Source organism: Pseudomonas sp. URMO17WK12:I7, assembly GCF_003269045.1.
GTDB lineage: Bacteria > Pseudomonadota > Gammaproteobacteria > Pseudomonadales > Pseudomonadaceae > Aquipseudomonas > Aquipseudomonas putida_J.
Genome location: NZ_QLTL01000010.1, coordinates 84659 through 103034, shown reverse-complemented (window position 1 = coordinate 103034; position 18376 = coordinate 84659). Strand labels below are relative to the sequence as shown.

The window sequence follows — 18376 nt, the reverse complement described above, 5'->3', positions numbered from 1 at the left end:
AAAGCATCACTGGCCGCGGGACAAGGGCTGCGAGTCTACCCCAGCGCTACGTCGGGCGACCACAGCAAAGCCGCCCGAGCCGTTATACTAGGCTCCTTTCATTACCGCCCTGCCCCATTCCGGAGCCCGCATGACCCAGGACCAACTCAAACAGGCCGTCGCCCAGGCCGCTGTCGACTTCATTCTGCCCAAGCTGGATGAAAAGAGCGTCGTCGGCGTCGGCACCGGTTCGACAGCCAACTGCTTCATTGACGCCCTGGCCCAGCACAAGACCGCCTTCGATGGCGCGGTCGCCAGCTCCGAGGCTACTGCCCAGCGTCTGAAGGGCCATGGCATCCCGGTCTACGAGCTGAACAGTGTCAGCGAGCTGGAGTTCTACGTCGACGGCGCCGACGAAAGCGACGCGCACCTGAACCTGATCAAAGGTGGTGGCGCGGCCCTGACACGCGAGAAAATCGTCGCGGCCGTGGCCAAGACTTTCATCTGCATCGCCGACGGCAGCAAGCTGGTGCCAGTACTGGGTGCCTTCCCGCTGCCGGTCGAGGTGATTCCGATGGCCCGCAGCCACGTGGCGCGTCAGCTGGTCAAGCTGGGCGGCGACCCGGTGTACCGTGAAGGCGTGGTGACCGACAACGGTAACGTGATCCTCGATGTGCACAACCTGCAGATCACCAACCCAGTGGAGCTGGAAGCACAGATCAACGCCATCGTTGGCGTGGTGACCAACGGCCTGTTCGCCGCACGCCCGGCAGACCTGCTGCTGCTGGGTACCGCTGAGGGCGTCAAGACCCTCAAGGCCGAGTAACAACGGCCGAACCCGCTCCTACAACTTTGCAGGAGCGGGCTTGAACACGTAGAAAAGGTTGGGCTCGCTGACCAGGTACAGTGTCCCCGCCTCGTCCATCGCAATCCCTTCGGCCTGCGGCACTGTCGCCCTCAAGCCCTGAAACCCCTTGTGCAACGACAGGGTGCTCAGTGGCTGCCCCTGCACATCCAGCTCCAGCACCAGCCGCGACTCATCCGAGAGCGCCAGCAGGTGCCCGCTGCGCTCATCGAACTGCAAGCTCGACAGGTCTCGCACGAACAAGCGCGCATCGCGCTTGCGGTCCTGCACCACGTGCACCGCGTAAGGCCGCTCCGGGTTTTGATGCGGAAACCCATGCACTTCATAGATCAACATCGGGTCGCGCTCCTTGGCCACGAACAGTCGCTGGCCCGCCGAGTCGTAGGCCAGGCCCTCAAACCCTTTGTTGCCATTGAGGCCGATGCCAAGGCTCATCTGCTCAGCGTCTGCGGCGTCGAGAAACAGCGTGTCATCGTCCAGGCGCACTCGGATCAGGCGCTGCTGCCGCTCGTCGCTAATCACATAGCTGTTGGGCCCGACATATTCCACGGCCTCCGGGTCGCCGAAGCCGGTCAGTGGCACCCGGCGCAGAATGCGCCCGTCCAGCGAAAGCTCGATCAGTTCCGAGCGGGCATTGGTGACTGTGAACAGGGTTTTGCGGTCGGGGTCGTAGGTCAGTGCCGAAAGGTCGTCGTCCAGCCCTTCAACCGGCAGTGCCTCCACCACTACTTGGTAGCGATCGAGGGCCATGCCTTGCTCAGCCGGCTGCCACCAGGTCTTGAGGTTGAACCAGCCACGCTCGAACAGGCGAAATTCCTGGGCGGCCAGGCCCAGGAGCAGCAGCCCGGCGAGCAGAAGGATCAATAAAAGCTGAAACAAGCGACGCATGACAGGAGACTCGACGTGAGGATGGCGAATCAAACCATGGCCGACTGAAGCAAAGCTTAATGTAGGAAATTTCCAGCACCGCTACTGACTTTTCTTGAAGCGATAGAACAGGTTCGGCTCGCTGACCATGTACAGGTTGCCCTGATCGTCCATGGCCACGCCTTCGGCACGCGGAATGGTGTTTTCCAGGCCGTTGAAACCGCCCAGCAGAGTCATGAAACTGACCTGCTGACCTTGCTCATCCAGTTCCAGAAGCATGTTGGAGTCGGCCGACAACACCAGCAGGTGGCCCGTACGCGGGTCGACACCGAGGGCTGACAGGTTGCGCAGGTCGAGCTCATCGCTGGCCAGCGCCTGCTTTTCACCCTTCAGCGGGCTGCGCCCGTCGCTGCTCAAGGTGTAAAGCTTCGGCGGCCGCTCCTCGCCGATCACCAGACGCTGGCGCATCGGGTCCCAGGCCACGCCTTCGAAGCCCTTGTTGCGCTTCACCGACTCGCCAAGGTCGTGGCTCTGGAAATCGGCGTGGTTCAGCGAGGTGGTTTGTGCGTCCACGTTGACCACGGTCAGGTCATGCAGGCGTTCATCGGTGATCGCCACGTTGCCATCTTCCATCACCGCGACACCTTCCGGGTTGCTCCAGCCTACCAGCGGAATCTTGCGCAGCACGTCGCCGTCGAGGTTGAGCTCGACCAGGAACGGGTTCTTGCCCATCACCGCGAACAGCGTGCGGGTACGCGGGTTGAAGGCGACGTCGGAGGCTTCGTCTTCTTCCATGCCCGGCAACACCTTGGCGTCGATGTCGACCTGATAGTCCGGCAGCCACACGCTTTCGCTGCGCTCGGCGCTGGTTTCAAAGCCTTCCTTGACCCACAGCATGCCGCGGTCATCCCAGTGCATGGCCACAGCCACGCCATAACCGATCACCGCCGCAACGGCCAGGCCGAAGGGCCAGCGCAGGTAGAAGCGGCGCTTGGGGGATGCGGGGGTGCTGGTGGATGCTGGCATGCAAGAGTCCTGGGGAGATGGGCGAAGATCCGCGCATTATCCGGATGGCGTGTGAAAAATCGGTAAATCGCACCAGCGCGGTTGTGTAGGAGCGGCCTTGCGTCGCGAAAGGGCTGCAAAGCAGCCCCAAGGTGTCAGCGTTATAGCCAGTATTGCTGGGGCCGCTTCGCGAGCCTTTCACGACGCAAGGCCGCCCCTACATTGGCCGCGACAGACTTTTTAATCAGAGCACCCGGCTCTCGAAGCGGCAGACGCCCGGCAGTTCCAACACCAGCTCGTCACCGACATTGAACGGCCCGACACCGGCCGGCGTGCCGGTCAGGATCACGTCACCCGCCTGCAACGAGAAATGCGCCGCCATGTACTGGATGATCGGCACGATCGGGTTGAGCATCATCGCGCTGTTGCCATCCTGACGCACTTCACCATTGATGGTCAGGCGCACCGGAATATCGGTCACATCTTCGAAGGACGCTGCGGAAACGAACGGCGGCAGCACGCAAGCGCCGTCAAAGCTCTTGCACAGCTCCCACGGCAGGCCCTTTTCCTTGAGCTTGGCCTGCACATCGCGCAGCGTCAGGTCCAGCGCCGGGGCATAGCCGGAGATGGCGTCCAGCACTTCTTCCTCGGAAGCGCTGGACGACAGCGGCTTGCCCAGCAACACGGCAATTTCGGCCTCGTAGTGTACCGAGCCACGGTCGGTCGGGATCTTGAACCCGCCTTCCAGCGGCACCACGCAACTGCCCGGCTTGATGAACAGCAGCGGCTCGGAAGGAATGGGGTTGTCCAGTTCCTTTGCATGTTCGGCGTAGTTGCGGCCGATGCACACCACCTTGCCCAGCGGGAAATGAATGCGCGTGCCGTCTACGTACTGGTGCTGGTAACTCATGGCCGACTCCTTTGATTACTGCTTTTGTTCAGGAGCGAAGATCTTACCCGGATTCATGATGCCGTTAGGGTCGAAGACCGCCTTTATTGCCTTCATGCAGGCGATTTCTTCCGGTGAGCGACTGTAGCCCAGGTAGTCGCGTTTGGTCATGCCCACGCCGTGCTCGGCCGAGATCGAGCCGTTGTAGCGTTCGACGATCTCGAATACCCACTTGTTGACCTTGGTGCATGAGGCAAAGAAGTCATCCTTGCCCATGTGCTCGGGCTTGAGGATATTCAGGTGCAGGTTGCCGTCGCCGATGTGGCCGTACCAGACCACTTCATAGTCCGGGTAATGCTCGCTGACGATGGCATCGATATCGCGCAAAAACGCCGGCACCTTGGAAACAGTGACGGAAATGTCGTTCTTGTAGGGTGTCCAGTGCGAGATGGTCTCGGACAAGTACTCGCGCAGCTTCCACAGGTTTTTCAGCTGGGTTTCGCTCTGGCTCATCACCCCATCCAGCACCCAGCCCTGCTCGACGCAATGCTCGAAGGTAGCCAGCGCGTCGTTGGCCACATCCTCGGTGCTGGCTTCGAACTCCAGCAAGGCATAGAACGGGCAGTCAGTGGCGAACGGGGCCGGCACATCACCTCGGGCCATGATCTTGGCCAGGCCCTTGTCGGAGAAGAACTCGAAGGCAGTCAGGTCGAGCTTGCCCTGGAAGGCATGCAGTACCGGCATGATCGAGTCGAAATCCGGCGTGCCCAGCACCATGGCCGTGAGGTTGCGCGGGGCGCGGTCCAGGCGCATGGTCGCTTCGACCACGAAGCCCAAGGTGCCTTCGCCACCAATGAACAGCTGCCGCAGGTCGTAGCCGGTGGCGTTCTTCATCAGGCCCTTGTTCAGCTCCAGCAGTTCGCCCTTGCCGGTGACCACTTTCAGGCCGGCCACCCAGTTGCGGGTCATGCCGTATCGGATGACCTTGATACCGCCGGCATTGGTACCGATATTGCCGCCAATCTGGCTGGAGCCGCTGGAGGCGAAGTCCACTGGGTAATAAAGGCCCTGCTCTTCGGCAAAGGCCTGCAACTGACGAGTGATCACGCCCGGCTGGCACACCACAGTGCGGTCGAACGCATTGAAATCAAGAATCTGGTTCATGTTGTCGAAGGCGACGACGACTTCCCCATTGGCCGCCACGGCCCCGGCGGAAAGCCCGGTACGCCCGCCGGACGGCACCAGCGCAACCTGATGCTGGTTGGCCCAGCGGACGATGGCCTGCACCTGCTGAACCGACTTGGGGAACACGATGGCCGTGGGCGCTGGCGGGTAATGCTTGGTCCAGTCCTTGCCGTAGGCTTCCAGGGAAGCGGGGTCGGTCAGGACCTTGCCAGGGTCGACAAGGGTCATCAGTTCATCAATTACAGCGGGGTGGGTCATCGCTGGAACTCTCGACTTATTCATAGTCACCCTGAGCACTCTTCACCTGTCGGGATAAGCTCAGATTGTGTCGCGTATGCTAGCATAGCCCTCCCGCTGTTCATGCTAAGGCTGCCCTCGCGCCTGGCATCAGTCCTCGCCATTTTTTCTCCGGGATACAGGTTTACGCAGATGAGCAAGACTTCTCTCGACAAGAGCAAGATCCGGTTCCTTCTTCTTGAAGGTGTGCACCAGAACGCAGTCGATACCCTCAAGGCTGCCGGCTACACCAACATCGAATACCTCACCGGTTCATTGCCGGATGCCGAGCTGAAGGAAAAGATCGCCGATGCCCACTTCATCGGCATCCGCTCGCGCACCCAACTGACCGAAGAAATCTTCGACTGCGCCAAGAAGCTGGTCGCCGTCGGCTGCTTCTGCATTGGCACCAACCAGGTCGACCTGGCTGCGGCCCGCGAGCGTGGTATCGCCGTCTTCAACGCCCCTTACTCCAACACCCGTTCGGTGGCCGAGTTGGTGCTGGCCGAAGCCATCCTGCTGCTGCGCGGCATCCCTGAGAAGAACGCTTCCTGCCACCGTGGCGGCTGGATCAAGAGCGCGGCCAACTCGTTCGAGATCCGCGGCAAGAAGCTGGGCATCGTCGGCTACGGCTCGATCGGTACCCAACTGTCGGTTCTGGCGGAAAACCTGGGCATGCAGGTGTACTTCTACGACCCGCTGACCAAGCTGCCACTGGGCAACGCCGTGCAGGTCACCAGCCTCACCGAGCTACTGGGCCTGGCCGATATCGTTTCGCTGCACGTGCCTGAGCTGCCGTCCACCCAGTGGATGATCGGCGAGAAGGAAATCCGCGCGATGAAGAAGGGCTCGATCCTGATCAACGCCGCCCGTGGCACCGTGGTCGAGCTGGACCACCTGGCTGCCGCGATCAAGGACAAGCACCTGATCGGCGCCGCCATCGACGTGTTCCCGGTCGAGCCACGCTCCAACGACGAAGAGTTCGAAAGCCCGCTGCGTGGCCTGGACAACGTGATCCTGACCCCGCACATCGGTGGTTCCACTGCAGAAGCCCAGGCCAACATCGGCCTGGAAGTGGCCGAGAAGCTGGTCAAGTACAGCGACAACGGTACTTCCGTTTCGTCGGTCAACTTCCCGGAAGTTGCCCTGCCGGCGCACCCAGGCAAACACCGTCTGCTGCACATCCACGAAAACATCCCAGGCGTGCTCAGCGAGATCAACAAGGTCTTCGCCGAGAACGGCATCAACATCTCCGGTCAGTTCCTGCAGACCAACGAGAAAGTGGGTTACGTGGTAATCGACGTCGACGCCGAATACTCCGACCTGGCGCAAGAAAAGTTGCAACAGGTCAAAGGTACCATCCGTTCGCGCGTCCTGTTCTAAGTTCGCTGACGGCATGAAAAGGGAGGCCCTGGTGGCCTCCCTTTTTTGTCTCTGGCAGCGCTTGCCCGTGAAGGGCCCTGCGCCTATTTCACAGTGACCGTAATCTTCTTCGATTCGACGCTCGGCTTGAACGGCACGTGATACTGGTCACCCAGCACCAGTTGCAGGGTGTGCTTGCCTGGGGTCAGGGTGATGCTGGTTTCGGTCTGCGCCTTGCCGAAGTGCAGCACCTGCGGCCCGGCTGGCAACGCCGTACCGGCTGCCGGCATCAGGCTGGTCGGCAGTGGCATGTCGGCCACTGGCTCTTTATCCACATCTACCAGCAAGTGGTGATGGCCGGTATGCGGTGTCTGGTCACCCGCAGGCTTGAGCTCCATGCCCTCGATGCCGAACTTGACGGTGAAGGTTTGGTCCACCGTGGCGCCGTCGGCCGGGGAAACGATGACGACCTTGGCATCCTTGGGCGGCTCCTGGCTCTTCAGGGCATCCGCGGCGCCGGCAAAAACCGAGGCCCCCATCAGCAGACCGGCAACGGCAGCACGCGAAAATAGGCTGTTCATTCACTTCTCCTGTGATTCACTTGAAAACGCAGCCATAAGACGAATGGCGACGATGATTCACCATAGTTGAAATATGCATCCGGGGTAATTGTGGCCCCCAGACGTCAATATTTCAGTTAGGGTTAAACCTCGCCAAGGCTTCAAGGTCATAGGCTGCGCTCGACCGCGACGAGGAAGAAAGCCGCGGCGAAAGTTATTCATCTGCTGAAGAAAAAAGGGGCACTCCATGCGTTCGACCATAGGCGTACTGCTGGCAGTACTGATCACTCCGTTGGCTCAGGCCGAGCTGATAGACGAAATCGCCGACCGGGGCGAATTGCGCATTGCCGTACAACCTGATAACGCGCCGTATTCGTTCAAGAAGGACGAGCGCCTTACCGGCTTTGAAATCGAATTTGGCCAGGACCTGGCCCGCGAACTTGACCTACGTGCCGAGTTCGTCGAAACGACTGCGGCAGAAGTTCTGCCAGGCGTTGAAAGTGGCAAGTACGACATTGCCCTGACGCCGTCGAGCGAGTCGCCCAAGGCGGACGGCCCATTCGATGTAAGCCAGGCATTTGGTGAAAAGAAACTGGTGATTCCGTTCCAGAAAGACAACCCGGCGTTCGAAAGCGCGGTGAACAATGCGCTTCAGCGTCTCAAGGACAGCGGCCGCACCGCGGAACTTGAACAGAAATGGTTCAAGGCAATGCAGGCAGGTGAGCCAACGCCTGCCGCGCTTGCTCCAGCTCCAGCTCACTGAAGACCTGCACGCCCTCGCGCCGTAGCAAGGCTGCGGTCACGCCTTCGCCCGGCACCTTCACCCCACTGAAGGTGCCATCGTAGGTCAACCGGTTGCCACACGAAGGGCTGCCCGCCTTCAGCACCGCCACCCGAATGCCATGCTGGCGCACCAGCGCCAGCGCCTGCTGCGCCCCAGCCAGAAACTTGGCACTGACATCCTCACCGGTCACCGTCAGCACCTGCACCCCGCCATCGAGCACCAGCGCGCCCTGCCCACCGGGGATCTCCGCCGGCGGGCGCGGCGTTGGCAAGCCGCCAGCCACCTCGGGGCACAAGGCCACTACACGGCCTTCGGCCTGCCACTGCTGCAACAGATCGGGATGCCCGCTGGCCCGGCCGTCATAGCGCACCGGCTGCCCCAGCAAGCAGGCGCTCACCAATACCTTGGGCAGATCAGAACAGGTCATTGCCACGGCGCCGGAACCAACCGGTCAATGAAAGGCGCTCGCGCCTGGCCGGCAGCACCTCATGCGGCACCTCACCGGAAAGGAATATCGCCAGGCAACCCGCAATAGGCTGCACATCGTGCTCGACATCATCCGCCAGGAACATGCGCAGTTGCCCACCGTCCTCCGGCTGCCAGTCTTCGTTGAGATAAAGCACCGCCGAAATCATGCGTCGGTCATCGTCGCGGAAGCGGTCCAGGTGTCGGCGATAGAACGCCCCCGGTGGGTACAGGGCGAAATGGCATTCGAAGTCCTCCAGGCCCAGAAACAGGCCCTGGTTAATGGCCTGACGCAACTGGTCCATGGCCGCCAGGTACTGGTCGCAGGCTTCGGCCTGGCCGGGGTCGATCCACTGGATCTGGTCGCCGCGAATGCTCTCGCGCACCTCCTGGGCATCACCACGCCCAACCCCCGCCGGGTTGAGTTCGCCTTCGGCATCACGGCGCCGGCACTCGGCCGCCAGCGCGCGCACCAGGTCGGCAGGCAAAAAGAGCGCCTGCTGCGACCAGCCATGGGTGGCCAGATCGTCGACGACGGCCGCAAACATCGGGTTTTCAGGGGAGATGTGCATGGCGCGCATCATATCCATTCACCCTGACGGCGCACAGCGCCACTTGGCTGAGAAGCGTTCGGATTGCTCGACAAAATGGCGCAAGGCCAAGGACAATAGCCACCTGCCGACAGGAGTCCTGAATGCGCCGTCTGTTTTCCCTGCTTCTGCTGATGATCTGCACCTTGCCTGTCTGGGCAGACAGCCTCGATCAACTGTACAAGGCCGCCGGCTGGCCCGACCAGCGCGCCCATTTTTCCGATGCCGTGAGCGCCGCCCAGCAGCGCTACCGCAACAGCCTGCCGCCTGCGGTTTACCAGGCGCTGGTCAACAACAGCAACCAGCGCTTCCAGGCCCAGGCAATGGACAACCGTGCCTTGGCCAAACTGCGCAGCACGCTGCCCAACCCGGCGCCGGCACTGGCCTTCTTCCAGTCGCCGCTGGGGCGCAAGATCGTCGCCGCCGAGCTGCTGGCCACGCGCAAGGACCAGCTGGCCAAGAATGCCAAGGGGCTGCCGAAGATCCAGGCCAGCGACAACCGCATGCTGGTTATCGGCCACCTGGCCCAAGCACTGCCAGCCCGCGAAGCCGGTGCCGAAGTCAGCCTGGCGATTGCCGGGGTGGCTGCCGACAGCCTGAGTTCGATGATCCCCGGCCTGTTCGGCGCCAGCCAGGCCCAGGGCCTTCTCGACGGTCAGCGCCAGCGGCTGATGGGGCAGATCGGCGAAGACCTGAACAACACCTTGTTGTATGTGTACCGCGATCTGTCCGATGACGAACTGGAAGCGTTCGCCACCTTCGCCGAGTCGCCAGACGGCAAGGCCTACTACCAGGCCGCCGTGGCCGCCGTGCGTGCCGGGCTGGCGGTGGGCCAGAACAGCGCCGACCTCAAGTGATCAGCCCAGGCGCTGCTTGATGAAATCGAAATAGCGCCGGCGAATGTCCGGCCGCTCGTTGGCCAGGTGATGGCGGGCTTCAGGCAACATCAGGATCTGCGGCTCGCTGAACTTAGCCTTGAGCACTTCAAGGTTATACGGCCAATCCACCGTACCATCTGCCTCCCCCTGCACGATCAGCGGCCGCCGCGCACAATGCGGCGCCGCCTCGATACGCTTGACCCAGGCGATCAAGGCGCCGACCCAGGCCGTGGGCAGCCGCCGCGGTTGCAGCGGGTCGGCTTCGAGGAAAGGCAGGAACGTCGGGTCGTTGGTGTTCTCGCTGAAACGCCGCTCGATGCCATTGACGAAGTGGCGCAAGACCCGATAACTGAACTTCGACCAGCGCCAGGAGCGTGGCCTTACCAGCGGCGCCAGCAAGATAACCTCGCCATTGATCGGGCTGCGCTCGCCCTGGTGCAGCAGGTGATCCACGGCAATGGCGCCGCCGGTACTCTGCCCGCAAAGATGCCAAGGGCGGGGTAATTCAAGGCCTCGCGCCTGTTCGAACAAGGCGTCCAGCACCTGCTGGTACACCGCGAAATCACTGATGCTGGCGCGCTCGCCACTGGACAGGCCGTGGCCTGGCAGGTCGCAGCTGATTACCGCATGGCCGAGCTTCAGCGCCCATTCGATCACGTGCCGATAGAGGCCCATGTGGTCGTAATAGCCGTGCAGCAGGAACAGCGTCGCTACCGGCTTTTCGGGCAGCCAGACTTGCCCGACCAGCTCGAAGCCCGCCGCCTGGAAGCCACCCAGCCAGCTCTGCGTCGGCAGGTTCAAGCCATAGAAGCGCTGATAGTCCTGCGCCTGCTTGGACAACGGCTGACGCTTGGCCAACGGCGCAAGGCTGGCACGCAAGGTATCGGGGTGAAAGGCAGCAGGCATCAGGTACATCCACGGCGCAGCGAGTATTGATCTGCGATATTCAGCTCTGGCTAGCGTCGTGGCAAGCTTGCTCGCCACCGATCAACACCACCGACCGCCTGTAGGAGCGGCCTTGTGTCGCGAAAGGGGTGCGAAGCGCCCCCAGGATTTCATCAACACATCGATATTGCCGGGTCCGCCGTGCGGACCTTTCGCGACACAATGCCGCTCCTACAAGGGACCGCGAAAAACTCATGAAAACTCGATTCATCAAACAGATGTGCATCGCAATCGCCTTGGTAATTGGCGTCGCCGTGCTCTGGCAGGCCTACGCCACCTTCCAGTCCCGCTACCTGCGCCCGTTCGACAACCAGACCACGCTGTTCGACGGCAGCCAGCTGCGCCTGCCTGCCGAGCTCGCCGGCCCCGGGCCGATCCGCGTAGTGCATTTCTGGGACCCGGCCTGCCCGTGCAACGTCGGCAACCAGCAGCACCTTGGCGACCTGATTGCCCAGTTCGCCGACCAGGGTGTGTCGTTCCACGTTGTGCAAAAGCCCGGCAGCCACGGCCAGTTGCCCGCCAACCTCGCCAGCCTGCAAACCATCGCCAACCTGCCCGGCAGCGAACACCTGCCCGCCTCCCCTGCCGTGGCCATCTGGGACCGCCAGGGCAACCTTGCCTACTTCGGCCCCTACAGCGAAGGCGCGGTGTGCAATGCCAGCAACAGCTTCATCGAGCCGATCCTCACAGCACTGTTGGCCGGGCGCAAGGTCACCGCCTCGAATACGCTGGCCGTGGGCTGCTACTGCCCCTGGTCCGGCTGACGCACCCGCGCCGGGTTCCCCACGACGGTCGCCCCCGCCGGCACATCACGGGTCACCACACTGCCGGCACCCACGATGGCGTTGTCACCAATGGTCACCCCGGGCAGGACGATCGCCGCACCGCCGATCCACACATTGTTGCCGATGGTCACCGGGCGCCCGCTTTCCAGCCCACTGCGGCGGACCTCGGGGTCTAGCGGATGGTCAGCCGCGTAGATCTGCACGTTGGGGCCGATCTGGCAGTCATCGCCGATGCGCACCGGCACTACATCGAGGATCACGCAGTTGAAGTTCATGAACGTGTTGCGCCCGATGCTGATGTTGTAGCCGTAGTCACAGTAGAACGGCGGGCGAATCACCGCGCCCTCGCCGACATGGCCGAAGTGCTCGGCCAGCAGGCCGTTGCGCGCTTCGTTGAGCAACTCGACGCTGTTGTTGTAACGGTGCATCCAGTGCTTGCTGGCGATCTGTTCGGCCTGCAGCTCGGGGCAGCTGGCGTGATAGAGCTGACCGGCCAGCATTTTCTGTTTTTCGCTGTGGGACATGGAAACTCCTTTCAGGGGGCTATGCTCTGTTCGCGAATCCGTCGATGATCGGACCACAGTTTCCGCTCGAATGCACAAGGAGTCCCGATGAAGCGCAGCCTGACCCTGTTGGCCGTGGCCGTTGTTGCCGTGGCCGCTGGCGCCAGTTACTGGTATGTGCACGGCAAGCTGCCACAGCGCGAGGGCGAGGTGGCCATTGCCGGGCTGCAGGCGCCGGTCAGCGTGCGCTACGACGCCCGTGGCGTGCCCCACCTGCAAGCCCAGAACGAAGCGGACCTGTACCGCGCCCTGGGCTACGTGCATGCCCAGGACCGGTTGTTCCAGATGGAGATCATGCGCCGCCTGGCCCGTGGCGAACTGGCCGAAATACTGGGCGAAAAGCTGCTGCCCACCGATACCCTGTTCCGCAGCCTGCGCATCCGTGAACAAGCCGCGTTGATGGCCCAGCGCCAGGACCACCAATCGCCCGCCTGGCAAGCCTTGCAGGCCTACCTTGAGGGCGTCAACGCCTGGCAGGCCAGCCACCCCAAACCGATGGAGTTCGACCTGATCGGCATCACGCCACGGCCGTTCACTGCCGAAGATACCCTGAGCATCGCTGGCTACCTGGCTTACAGTTTCGCTGCGGCCTTTCGCACCGAACCTGCGCTGACCTACATCCGCGACCAGCTTGGCCCGCAATACCTGAACATCTTCGACCTCGGCTGGCAACCGCAGGGTGCCCTCGGCACGCCGCTGGCCGCTGCCGACTGGCAAAGCCTCGAAACCGTGGCCCGTGCCAGCCACGAAGCCCTGATCGACGCCGGCATCCCGCAGTTCGAGGGCAGCAATGCCTGGGCCGTTTCCGGCAGCCGCACCCGCAGCGGCAAACCCTTGCTGGCCGGTGACCCGCACATCAGTTTTGCCGTACCTGCCGTCTGGTACGAGGCCGAGCTGTCGGCACCCGGCTTCAACCTGTATGGCTACTTCCAGGCGCTGAACCCGTTCGCGATGCTGGGGCACAACCGTGATTTCGGCTGGAGCCTGACCATGTTCCAGAACGATGACGTCGACCTGATCGCAGAACAGACCAACCCTGCCAACGCCGACCAGGTGATGATCGACGGTAAGTGGCAGACGCTGGAAAAAAACGAGCAGCAGATTGCGGTCAAAGGCGAGCAACCGGTCACCATCACCCTGCGCCGCTCAACCCACGGGCCAATCGTCAACGAAGTTCTCGGCACCACAGCCGGGCCACGGCCGATTGCCATGTGGTGGGCGTTCCTCGAAACCGAGAACCCGATCCTCGAAGGGTTCTATCAACTCAACCGCGCCGACACCCTGGGCAAGATGCGCGAAGCCACTGCCAAGGTGCAGGCGCCGGGGCTGAATTTCGTCTGGGCCAACGCCCGTGGCGATATTGGCTGGTGGGCCGCGGCGAAACTGCCGATTCGCCCCGACGGGGTAAACCCGGCGTTCATCCTCGACGGCGCCAGCCGCCAGGCCGACAAACCCGGTTTCTACCCCTTCAGCGTCAACCCGCAGCAGGAGAACCCGGCCAGCGGCTATATCGTCTCGGCCAACTACCAGCCACCGGCCGTCGTGCCGATACCCGGCTACTACAACCTCGCCGACCGCGGCCGCCAGCTTGATCGCCAGCTGGCCAACCCGGAGGTGAAATGGGACACGCATAACAGCCAGGCGCTGCAGCTCGATACGGCCAGCGATTACGGCCCGCGTACCTTGGCGCCCCTGCTGGCGACCTTGCGCCAGATCGCCCAAGGTGACGAGGAAAAGGAGTTGGTCGAACAGCTGGCTGCCTGGCGCGGCGACTCTCCACTGGATTCCACCAGCGCCACGTTGTTCAACCAGTTCCTCTACGAGCTGGCGTTCGCGGCCCTGCATGACGAGTTGGGCGATACCTGGTTCCCGATACTGATCAGCACCCGCGCCATCGACGCCGCCCTGCCACGCCTGGCAGCGGATGCCGATTCGCCCTGGTGGAATACCCGCGGTGGCAACCAGCGTACCGACCGTACCGCCGTCGTGCGCACAGCCTGGCAGAAAAGCCTGAAACACCTGCGCGACACCATCGGCAGCGACCCAGCCAGCTGGCAGTGGGGCAAGGCCCATACCTTGACCCACAACCACCCACTTGGGGTTAAGAAGCCGCTGAACCTGTTGTTCAACGTTGGGCCATTCGCCGCGCCCGGTACCCATGAAGTGCCGAACAATCTTTCGGCGAAGATCGGCCCGGCGCCATGGCCGGTGACCTATGGGCCATCAACCCGGCGCCTGATCGACTTTGCCGATGCCGGGCAGGCACTGACCAGCAACCCGGTCGGGCAGAGTGGCGTGCCGTTCGACCAGCATTTTTCGGATCAGGCCGAGGGGTATGTCGAAGGTGAGTACCAGCGCGCACAGATGGGAGTGATTCCGGCGCAGAGCAGTTTGAGATTGGTGCCTGGCGGATGAGCACTATGGCTGCTGTCCAGCCCCACAACTCCGAATACTCAACAACGCCCTCAACCGAGACCCTTTCAATGCAAAAACACTTCATCGAAATCGACGGCGCACGCATGAGCTACGTCGACCAGGGCCATGGCTTCCCGGTACTGCTCGGTCACAGCTACCTGTGGTCGGCGGACATGTGGCAGCCACAGATCGCTGCCCTGTCACAGCACTGGCGTGTCATCGTCCCTGAGCTCTGGGGCCATGGCGACTCCGATGCCCCACCAGCCACCACCACCGACATGAGCGCCCTGGCCCGTCAGCACCTGGCGCTGCTGGATGCGCTGGACATCCGCCAGTGCCACTTGGTCGGCCTGTCGGTCGGCGGCATGTGGGGTGCGCAACTGGCCATCGAGCACCCCGAGCGGGTCGACCGCCTGGTTTTGATGGACACCTACCTCGGCGCCGAGCCAGAAGCGACCCGGCAGAAGTACTTCGCCCTGCTGGACGCAGCAAGCGCTGCAGGTTATTTCAGCGATGCGCTACTGGATATCATAGTGCCGATCTTCTTCCATGCCGGTGGGCAGACGGTGCCCGAGGTGCGCGACCAGTTTCGCGCCGACCTCAAGGCGAGCACCGCCGAAACCATTCGGCAAAGCCTGGACCCGATGGGGCGAGTAATTTTTGGCAGGCCGGATCTGTTGCCGCAGTTATGCGCGATTGCCGGTGAGCGGGCCATCGTGATCTGTGGTGATCAGGACATTCCGCGGCCGCCTGAAGAGTCCAACGAAATGGCGCGGATCATTGGCTGCCTGGCCGCGCAGATTCCGTTTGCGGGGCATATCTCCAGTCTGGAGAACCCCAAGGTGGTCAATGAGTTCTTGTTGAACTGGCTACCTGGCAAGGCTTGAGATTGCTGGGGCTGCTTTGCAGCCCTTTTGCGACACGAGGCCGCGCCTACAGGGCTTTGCGCTACCTGTAGGAGCGGCTTGTGTCGTGATGGGCCGCGCAGCGGCCCCATTTACGCAGTCAACCCTGCCACTTGCCGCCTTCGACGATCACGCTCTCCGGTTTGGTGTCATCGCTCAGTTCCTTGCGCACATACTGGTCATACAGCTTCAGCAGAAACTTCTCCTCCCCCAGTTTGGCCAGCTCGGCATTCACCCAGTCACGCAGTTCGGTATTGCCCTTCTTCACGGCCGGTGCGATCGGCGCTTCCTCTCCCAGCAACTGCGGCAACACGCGGTACCCTGGGTTCTGCTTGGCCCAGCTGAACAGGATCAGGTTGTCCTGGGCATAGGCATCGCCACGGCCATTGGCCAGCGCTTGCAACGACTCGCTGTTCTTCTCGAACTTGAGCAATTTCCAGTCCGGGTGGTTCTTGGTCAGCCAGATGTCGGCCGTGGTACCGGTGGTGACAATGGTGGTCTTGTCTGCAAGGTCATCAAGCGCCTGCACCGGGCTGCCGTCGGCAACGATGGCCTGCACGGCCACGCGCAAGTTGGGGTTGGTGAAGTCCACCGCTTCCTTGCGCTCCGGGGTCACGGTCATGTTGGCGAGGATCAGGTCGACCTTGTCGCTTTGCAGGAACGGAATACGGCTGGCCGGCTCGACGGCGACGAACTCCACCTTGTTCTCGTCGCCCAGCAGGTCCTTGGCCAAGCGCCGACCAATATCGGTGTCGAAGCCGACATAACGGCCGCTGGCGTCGACGAAACCGAACGGCGGCTTGTCGCTGAACACGCCAACGATGAGCTTGTCGCGAGCCTTGATGGTTTCCAGGTAGCTGGTGGCCGGCGAGGCAGCCGCTGGCTTGGGCGGCTCCTCGGCCTTGTTGCAGCCGGCCAGCAGGGCCACGCCGAACAAGGGCGCCAGCAGTTTGGTAAGCGGGGCAGTTTTCATGACAGTTCCTTTTGTGTTGTCTTGGGCAGGCTTTCGACAAAGGAGAATTTGTCCAGGAACTGCTGCGCGCGTGCGGTCCGCGGTTGGCTGAAGAAGCTCTCGGGGTCGCTCTGTTCAAGGATCCTGCCGGCCTCCATGAACACGATACGGTCGGCCACCGCGCGAGCGAAGGCCATTTCGTGGGTAACGATGAGCAAGGTCATGCCGTCGCGGGCCAGGCCCTGGATCACTTGCAGCACCTCCTTGACCATTTCCGGGTCCAGTGCTGCGGTGACCTCGTCGAACAGCATCACCTGCGGGTTCATGCACAGCGAGCGGACGATGGCGATGCGCTGCTGCTGGCCACCGGACAACTGCCGCGGGTAGGCGTCGCGCTTGTCCAGCAGGCCAACCCGCGCCAGCAGCGCTTCGGCCTGTGCCTGGGCTTCGGTCCGTTCGCGCTTCTGCACCTTGAGCGGGCCGAGCAGCAGGTTGTCCATCACGCTCATATGGCCGAACAGGTGATAGCTCTGGAACACCATGCCCACCCGCTGGCGCACCCGGCGCCAGTCGGTATCGGCGCTTAGCAGCTCTTCGCCCGCCAGGCGCAGGTGCCCGCTGTGCGCCTCTTCCAGGCCATTGAGGCAACGCAGCAAAGTGCTCTTGCCGCAGCCACTTGGGCCAAGGATCACCACCACCTCGCCGGTACGGACCTTGAGGTCGACGTTATCCAGCACCTGATGTGCGCCGAAGTACTTGTTGAAACCCTGGAATTCGATCAATGCGGTCATGAGTGAGCCCAGCGGCGCTCCAGCACGCGCGAGGCGGCGGACAGCGGATAGCAGACGATGAAGAAGAACAGGAACAGCACGGCGTAGATCAGCAGCGACTCGTAGGTGCGCTCGATGATCTGTTGGCCGGCCTTGATCACTTCGACCACGCCGATCAGCACCGCCAGCGAACTGGTCTTGATGATCCGCGTGTAGATATTGATGGTCGGTGGCGTCATGCGCTTGAGCGCCTGGGGCAATAACACGTAGCCGTACAGCTGGCCGGCGGACAGGCCAATCGACAGCCCCGCCTCACGTTGCCCGCGTGGCAACGATTGCAGTGCTCCACGCACCACCTCGCCCACTTCGCTGGCCCCCCAAAGGCCCAGCACCAGCACCGCGCACCAGAAGCTGGGAATACTCAGGGCAAAGACGATCGGCAAACCGAAAAAAACCAGGTACAGCCAGACCAGCACCGGGATCGCGCGAAACAACTCCAGGTACACCTGCAGGGCGATGTTCAGCAACCGGTTGCCAAGCGTCGCCAGCGTGCCGTAAAGCACGCCACCGAGCGTTGCGAAGACAATCCCCAGCGCCGAGATGGCCAGTGTCTGCACCGCGCCCTTGGCCAGCAGCGGCAATGACGTCAGCAGCAGCTCAGTGACCGAACTGGCCATGTTGCAGCCTCCTTTCCAGGTAGCGCAGCAGCAGCGACAGCGGCAGGAACAGCAGCACACACAGCAGCGTCAGCACCGCGAGCATCTCGTAGGTCTTGTAGTACAAGGCGATGTAGTTCTTGGTGGTGTAGAGGATTTCAGGCACCGCCACGGCCGAGACCACGGTGGTTTCCTTGAGCAGGAAGACGAAGTTGGCGAACAGTGCCGGCAGGCTGAGGATGCCGGCCTGGGGCAGGATCACATGGCGCAGCAACTGGCCTTCCGACAGCCCGATGGAACGCCCCGACTCCAGCTGCGCACGCGGCACGGCCTCGACACCGGCGCGCAGCACCTCGGTGAGGTAGGCACCGCCCATGAAGGTCATGGTGATGATTGCCGCAGCAAAACCGGAAATCTTCAGGCCCACGCTGGGCAAGGCGAAATAGACGAAGAACAGCTGGATCAGCAGGGGGGTGTTGCGCGCCAGCTCCACATAACCTTTGACCAGGTGCCGCAGGTAAGGCGTGCGCAGCACCAGGATAGTGGCATTGAGCAGCGCCACCAGTAGCGAGGTGGCGATGGCGAACAGGCCAACCTGCAAGGTCACGCCGACAGCCTTGAAGAATGCTGGCAATGTGCTGAGAATGAACGCGATGTCGAAGGTCATGGATGTTGCCTCG

General features: G+C 62.4%; 20 protein-coding genes. 7 read left to right on the top strand and 13 right to left on the bottom strand.

What is annotated here, in order from left to right:
* The first annotated feature begins 130 nt into the window (after positions 1 to 130).
* Positions 131 to 805 (top strand): ribose-5-phosphate isomerase RpiA, encoded by a 675-nt coding sequence (rpiA, locus tag H040_RS15325; protein ID WP_027920930.1) that lies wholly within the window; start codon positions 131 to 133, stop codon positions 803 to 805.
* An 18-nt stretch (positions 806 to 823) separates the two neighbouring features.
* On the opposite strand, the gene H040_RS15320 is transcribed toward rpiA, so the two are convergent.
* From H040_RS15320 to H040_RS15305, 4 genes are all read right to left on the bottom strand, one after another.
* A complete protein-coding gene (locus H040_RS15320) occupies positions 824 to 1732 on the bottom strand; it encodes an SdiA-regulated domain-containing protein (protein ID WP_027920929.1) in 909 nt (302 codons plus the stop codon).
* An 81-nt stretch (positions 1733 to 1813) separates the two neighbouring features.
* On the bottom strand, positions 1814 to 2737 hold the full coding sequence (locus tag H040_RS15315; RefSeq protein ID WP_027920928.1) for an SdiA-regulated domain-containing protein: 924 nt from the start codon (positions 2735 to 2737) through the stop codon (positions 1814 to 1816).
* Positions 2738 to 2960: 223 nt separating this feature from the next.
* On the bottom strand, positions 2961 to 3626 hold the full coding sequence (locus H040_RS15310; protein WP_027920927.1) for a fumarylacetoacetate hydrolase family protein: 666 nt from the start codon (positions 3624 to 3626) through the stop codon (positions 2961 to 2963).
* 15 nt (positions 3627 to 3641) lie between these two features.
* Entirely contained in the window at positions 3642 to 5048 is a 1407-nt protein-coding gene (locus H040_RS15305; RefSeq protein WP_027920926.1) for an FAD-binding oxidoreductase, read from the bottom strand.
* A gap of 171 nt (positions 5049 to 5219) precedes the next feature.
* Here H040_RS15305 and serA point away from each other — a divergent pair, with 171 nt between their 5' ends.
* Complete coding sequence (gene serA, locus H040_RS15300; RefSeq protein WP_027920925.1) at positions 5220 to 6449, top strand: phosphoglycerate dehydrogenase; 1230 nt, start codon at positions 5220 to 5222, stop codon at positions 6447 to 6449.
* 83 nt (positions 6450 to 6532) lie between these two features.
* Here serA and H040_RS15295 read toward each other — a convergent pair whose 3' ends face one another.
* On the bottom strand, positions 6533 to 7009 hold the full coding sequence (locus H040_RS15295; protein ID WP_027920924.1) for a DUF4399 domain-containing protein: 477 nt from the start codon (positions 7007 to 7009) through the stop codon (positions 6533 to 6535).
* Between the two features lie 226 nt (positions 7010 to 7235).
* Here H040_RS15295 and H040_RS15290 point away from each other — a divergent pair, with 226 nt between their 5' ends.
* Positions 7236 to 7751: a substrate-binding periplasmic protein gene (locus H040_RS15290; RefSeq protein ID WP_050437264.1), complete on the top strand. Its 516-nt coding sequence runs from the start codon at positions 7236 to 7238 to the stop codon at positions 7749 to 7751.
* Here H040_RS15290 and H040_RS15285 read toward each other — a convergent pair.
* Positions 7690 to 8199, bottom strand: a complete 510-nt coding sequence (locus H040_RS15285; protein WP_027920923.1) for a DUF523 domain-containing protein — start codon at positions 8197 to 8199, stop codon at positions 7690 to 7692. The two genes, H040_RS15290 and H040_RS15285, sit on opposite strands and share 62 nt — an antisense overlap.
* The gene (locus H040_RS15280) at positions 8186 to 8818 is read right to left on the bottom strand and encodes a 2OG-Fe(II) oxygenase (RefSeq protein ID WP_027920922.1); all 633 of its coding nucleotides are present in this window, start codon (positions 8816 to 8818) and stop codon (positions 8186 to 8188) included. Before H040_RS15280 ends, H040_RS15285 begins: the two co-directional genes overlap by 14 nt.
* A 113-nt stretch (positions 8819 to 8931) precedes the next feature.
* On the opposite strand from H040_RS15280, the gene H040_RS15275 reads away from it, so the two are divergent.
* A complete protein-coding gene (locus H040_RS15275) occupies positions 8932 to 9684 on the top strand; it encodes a DUF2059 domain-containing protein (RefSeq protein WP_027920921.1) in 753 nt (250 codons plus the stop codon).
* Here the strand turns inward: H040_RS15275 and H040_RS15270 are convergent, their stop codons facing one another.
* Positions 9685 to 10611 (bottom strand): alpha/beta hydrolase, encoded by a 927-nt coding sequence (locus H040_RS15270; protein ID WP_027920920.1) that lies wholly within the window; start codon positions 10609 to 10611, stop codon positions 9685 to 9687.
* Between the two features lie 257 nt (positions 10612 to 10868).
* On the opposite strand from H040_RS15270, the gene H040_RS15265 reads away from it, so the two are divergent.
* Positions 10869 to 11414 carry a DUF6436 domain-containing protein gene (locus H040_RS15265; protein WP_371260282.1) on the top strand — a complete coding sequence of 182 codons (546 nt, stop codon included), beginning with the start codon at positions 10869 to 10871 and terminating at the stop codon, positions 11412 to 11414.
* Here H040_RS15265 and H040_RS15260 read toward each other — a convergent pair.
* The gene (locus tag H040_RS15260) at positions 11393 to 11959 is read right to left on the bottom strand and encodes a sugar O-acetyltransferase (protein ID WP_027920918.1); all 567 of its coding nucleotides are present in this window, start codon (positions 11957 to 11959) and stop codon (positions 11393 to 11395) included. The two genes, H040_RS15265 and H040_RS15260, sit on opposite strands and share 22 nt — an antisense overlap.
* An 87-nt stretch (positions 11960 to 12046) precedes the next feature.
* Between H040_RS15260 and H040_RS15255 the strand changes: the two genes are divergently transcribed.
* Positions 12047 to 14413 carry a penicillin acylase family protein gene (locus H040_RS15255; protein ID WP_027920917.1) on the top strand — a complete coding sequence of 789 codons (2367 nt, stop codon included), beginning with the start codon at positions 12047 to 12049 and terminating at the stop codon, positions 14411 to 14413.
* Positions 14414 to 14481: 68 nt separating this feature from the next.
* Positions 14482 to 15300, top strand: a complete 819-nt coding sequence (locus H040_RS15250) for an alpha/beta fold hydrolase (RefSeq protein ID WP_027920916.1) — start codon at positions 14482 to 14484, stop codon at positions 15298 to 15300.
* Positions 15301 to 15418: 118 nt separating this feature from the next.
* On the opposite strand, the gene H040_RS15245 is transcribed toward H040_RS15250, so the two are convergent.
* Genes H040_RS15245 through H040_RS15230 form a run of 4 tightly spaced genes read right to left on the bottom strand, consistent with a single transcriptional unit; the run spans position 15419 to position 18363 of the window.
* Positions 15419 to 16291, bottom strand: a complete 873-nt coding sequence (locus tag H040_RS15245) for a transporter substrate-binding domain-containing protein (protein WP_027920915.1) — start codon at positions 16289 to 16291, stop codon at positions 15419 to 15421.
* Complete coding sequence (locus H040_RS15240) at positions 16288 to 17061, bottom strand: amino acid ABC transporter ATP-binding protein (protein WP_027920914.1); 774 nt, start codon at positions 17059 to 17061, stop codon at positions 16288 to 16290. The genes H040_RS15245 and H040_RS15240 overlap by 4 nt, the downstream gene beginning before the upstream one ends.
* Entirely contained in the window at positions 17058 to 17717 is a 660-nt protein-coding gene (locus tag H040_RS15235; protein ID WP_027920913.1) for an amino acid ABC transporter permease, read from the bottom strand. The genes H040_RS15240 and H040_RS15235 overlap by 4 nt, the downstream gene beginning before the upstream one ends.
* On the bottom strand, positions 17698 to 18363 hold the full coding sequence (locus H040_RS15230) for an amino acid ABC transporter permease (RefSeq protein ID WP_027920912.1): 666 nt from the start codon (positions 18361 to 18363) through the stop codon (positions 17698 to 17700). The genes H040_RS15235 and H040_RS15230 overlap by 20 nt, the downstream gene beginning before the upstream one ends.
* Positions 18364 to 18376: the final 13 nt, after the last annotated feature.

Coding starts and splice junctions, on each gene's coding strand:
- H040_RS15250 (WP_027920916.1), top strand. CDS start 14,482: ATGCAAAAACACTTCATCGAAATCGACGGCGCACGCATGAGCTACGTC.
- H040_RS15265 (WP_371260282.1), top strand. CDS start 10,869: ATGTGCATCGCAATCGCCTTGGTAATTGGCGTCGCCGTGCTCTGGCAG.
- H040_RS15270 (WP_027920920.1), bottom strand. CDS start 10,611: ATGCCTGCTGCCTTTCACCCCGATACCTTGCGTGCCAGCCTTGCGCCG.
- H040_RS15275 (WP_027920921.1), top strand. CDS start 8,932: ATGCGCCGTCTGTTTTCCCTGCTTCTGCTGATGATCTGCACCTTGCCT.
- serA (WP_027920925.1), top strand. CDS start 5,220: ATGAGCAAGACTTCTCTCGACAAGAGCAAGATCCGGTTCCTTCTTCTT.
- H040_RS15290 (WP_050437264.1), top strand. CDS start 7,236: ATGCGTTCGACCATAGGCGTACTGCTGGCAGTACTGATCACTCCGTTG.
- H040_RS15285 (WP_027920923.1), bottom strand. CDS start 8,199: ATGACCTGTTCTGATCTGCCCAAGGTATTGGTGAGCGCCTGCTTGCTG.
- H040_RS15280 (WP_027920922.1), bottom strand. CDS start 8,818: ATGCGCGCCATGCACATCTCCCCTGAAAACCCGATGTTTGCGGCCGTC.
- H040_RS15260 (WP_027920918.1), bottom strand. CDS start 11,959: ATGTCCCACAGCGAAAAACAGAAAATGCTGGCCGGTCAGCTCTATCAC.
- H040_RS15230 (WP_027920912.1), bottom strand. CDS start 18,363: ATGACCTTCGACATCGCGTTCATTCTCAGCACATTGCCAGCATTCTTC.
- H040_RS15315 (WP_027920928.1), bottom strand. CDS start 2,737: ATGCCAGCATCCACCAGCACCCCCGCATCCCCCAAGCGCCGCTTCTAC.
- H040_RS15235 (WP_027920913.1), bottom strand. CDS start 17,717: ATGGCCAGTTCGGTCACTGAGCTGCTGCTGACGTCATTGCCGCTGCTG.
- H040_RS15240 (WP_027920914.1), bottom strand. CDS start 17,061: ATGACCGCATTGATCGAATTCCAGGGTTTCAACAAGTACTTCGGCGCA.
- H040_RS15245 (WP_027920915.1), bottom strand. CDS start 16,291: ATGAAAACTGCCCCGCTTACCAAACTGCTGGCGCCCTTGTTCGGCGTG.
- rpiA (WP_027920930.1), top strand. CDS start 131: ATGACCCAGGACCAACTCAAACAGGCCGTCGCCCAGGCCGCTGTCGAC.
- H040_RS15295 (WP_027920924.1), bottom strand. CDS start 7,009: ATGAACAGCCTATTTTCGCGTGCTGCCGTTGCCGGTCTGCTGATGGGG.
- H040_RS15305 (WP_027920926.1), bottom strand. CDS start 5,048: ATGACCCACCCCGCTGTAATTGATGAACTGATGACCCTTGTCGACCCT.
- H040_RS15310 (WP_027920927.1), bottom strand. CDS start 3,626: ATGAGTTACCAGCACCAGTACGTAGACGGCACGCGCATTCATTTCCCG.
- H040_RS15320 (WP_027920929.1), bottom strand. CDS start 1,732: ATGCGTCGCTTGTTTCAGCTTTTATTGATCCTTCTGCTCGCCGGGCTG.
- H040_RS15255 (WP_027920917.1), top strand. CDS start 12,047: ATGAAGCGCAGCCTGACCCTGTTGGCCGTGGCCGTTGTTGCCGTGGCC.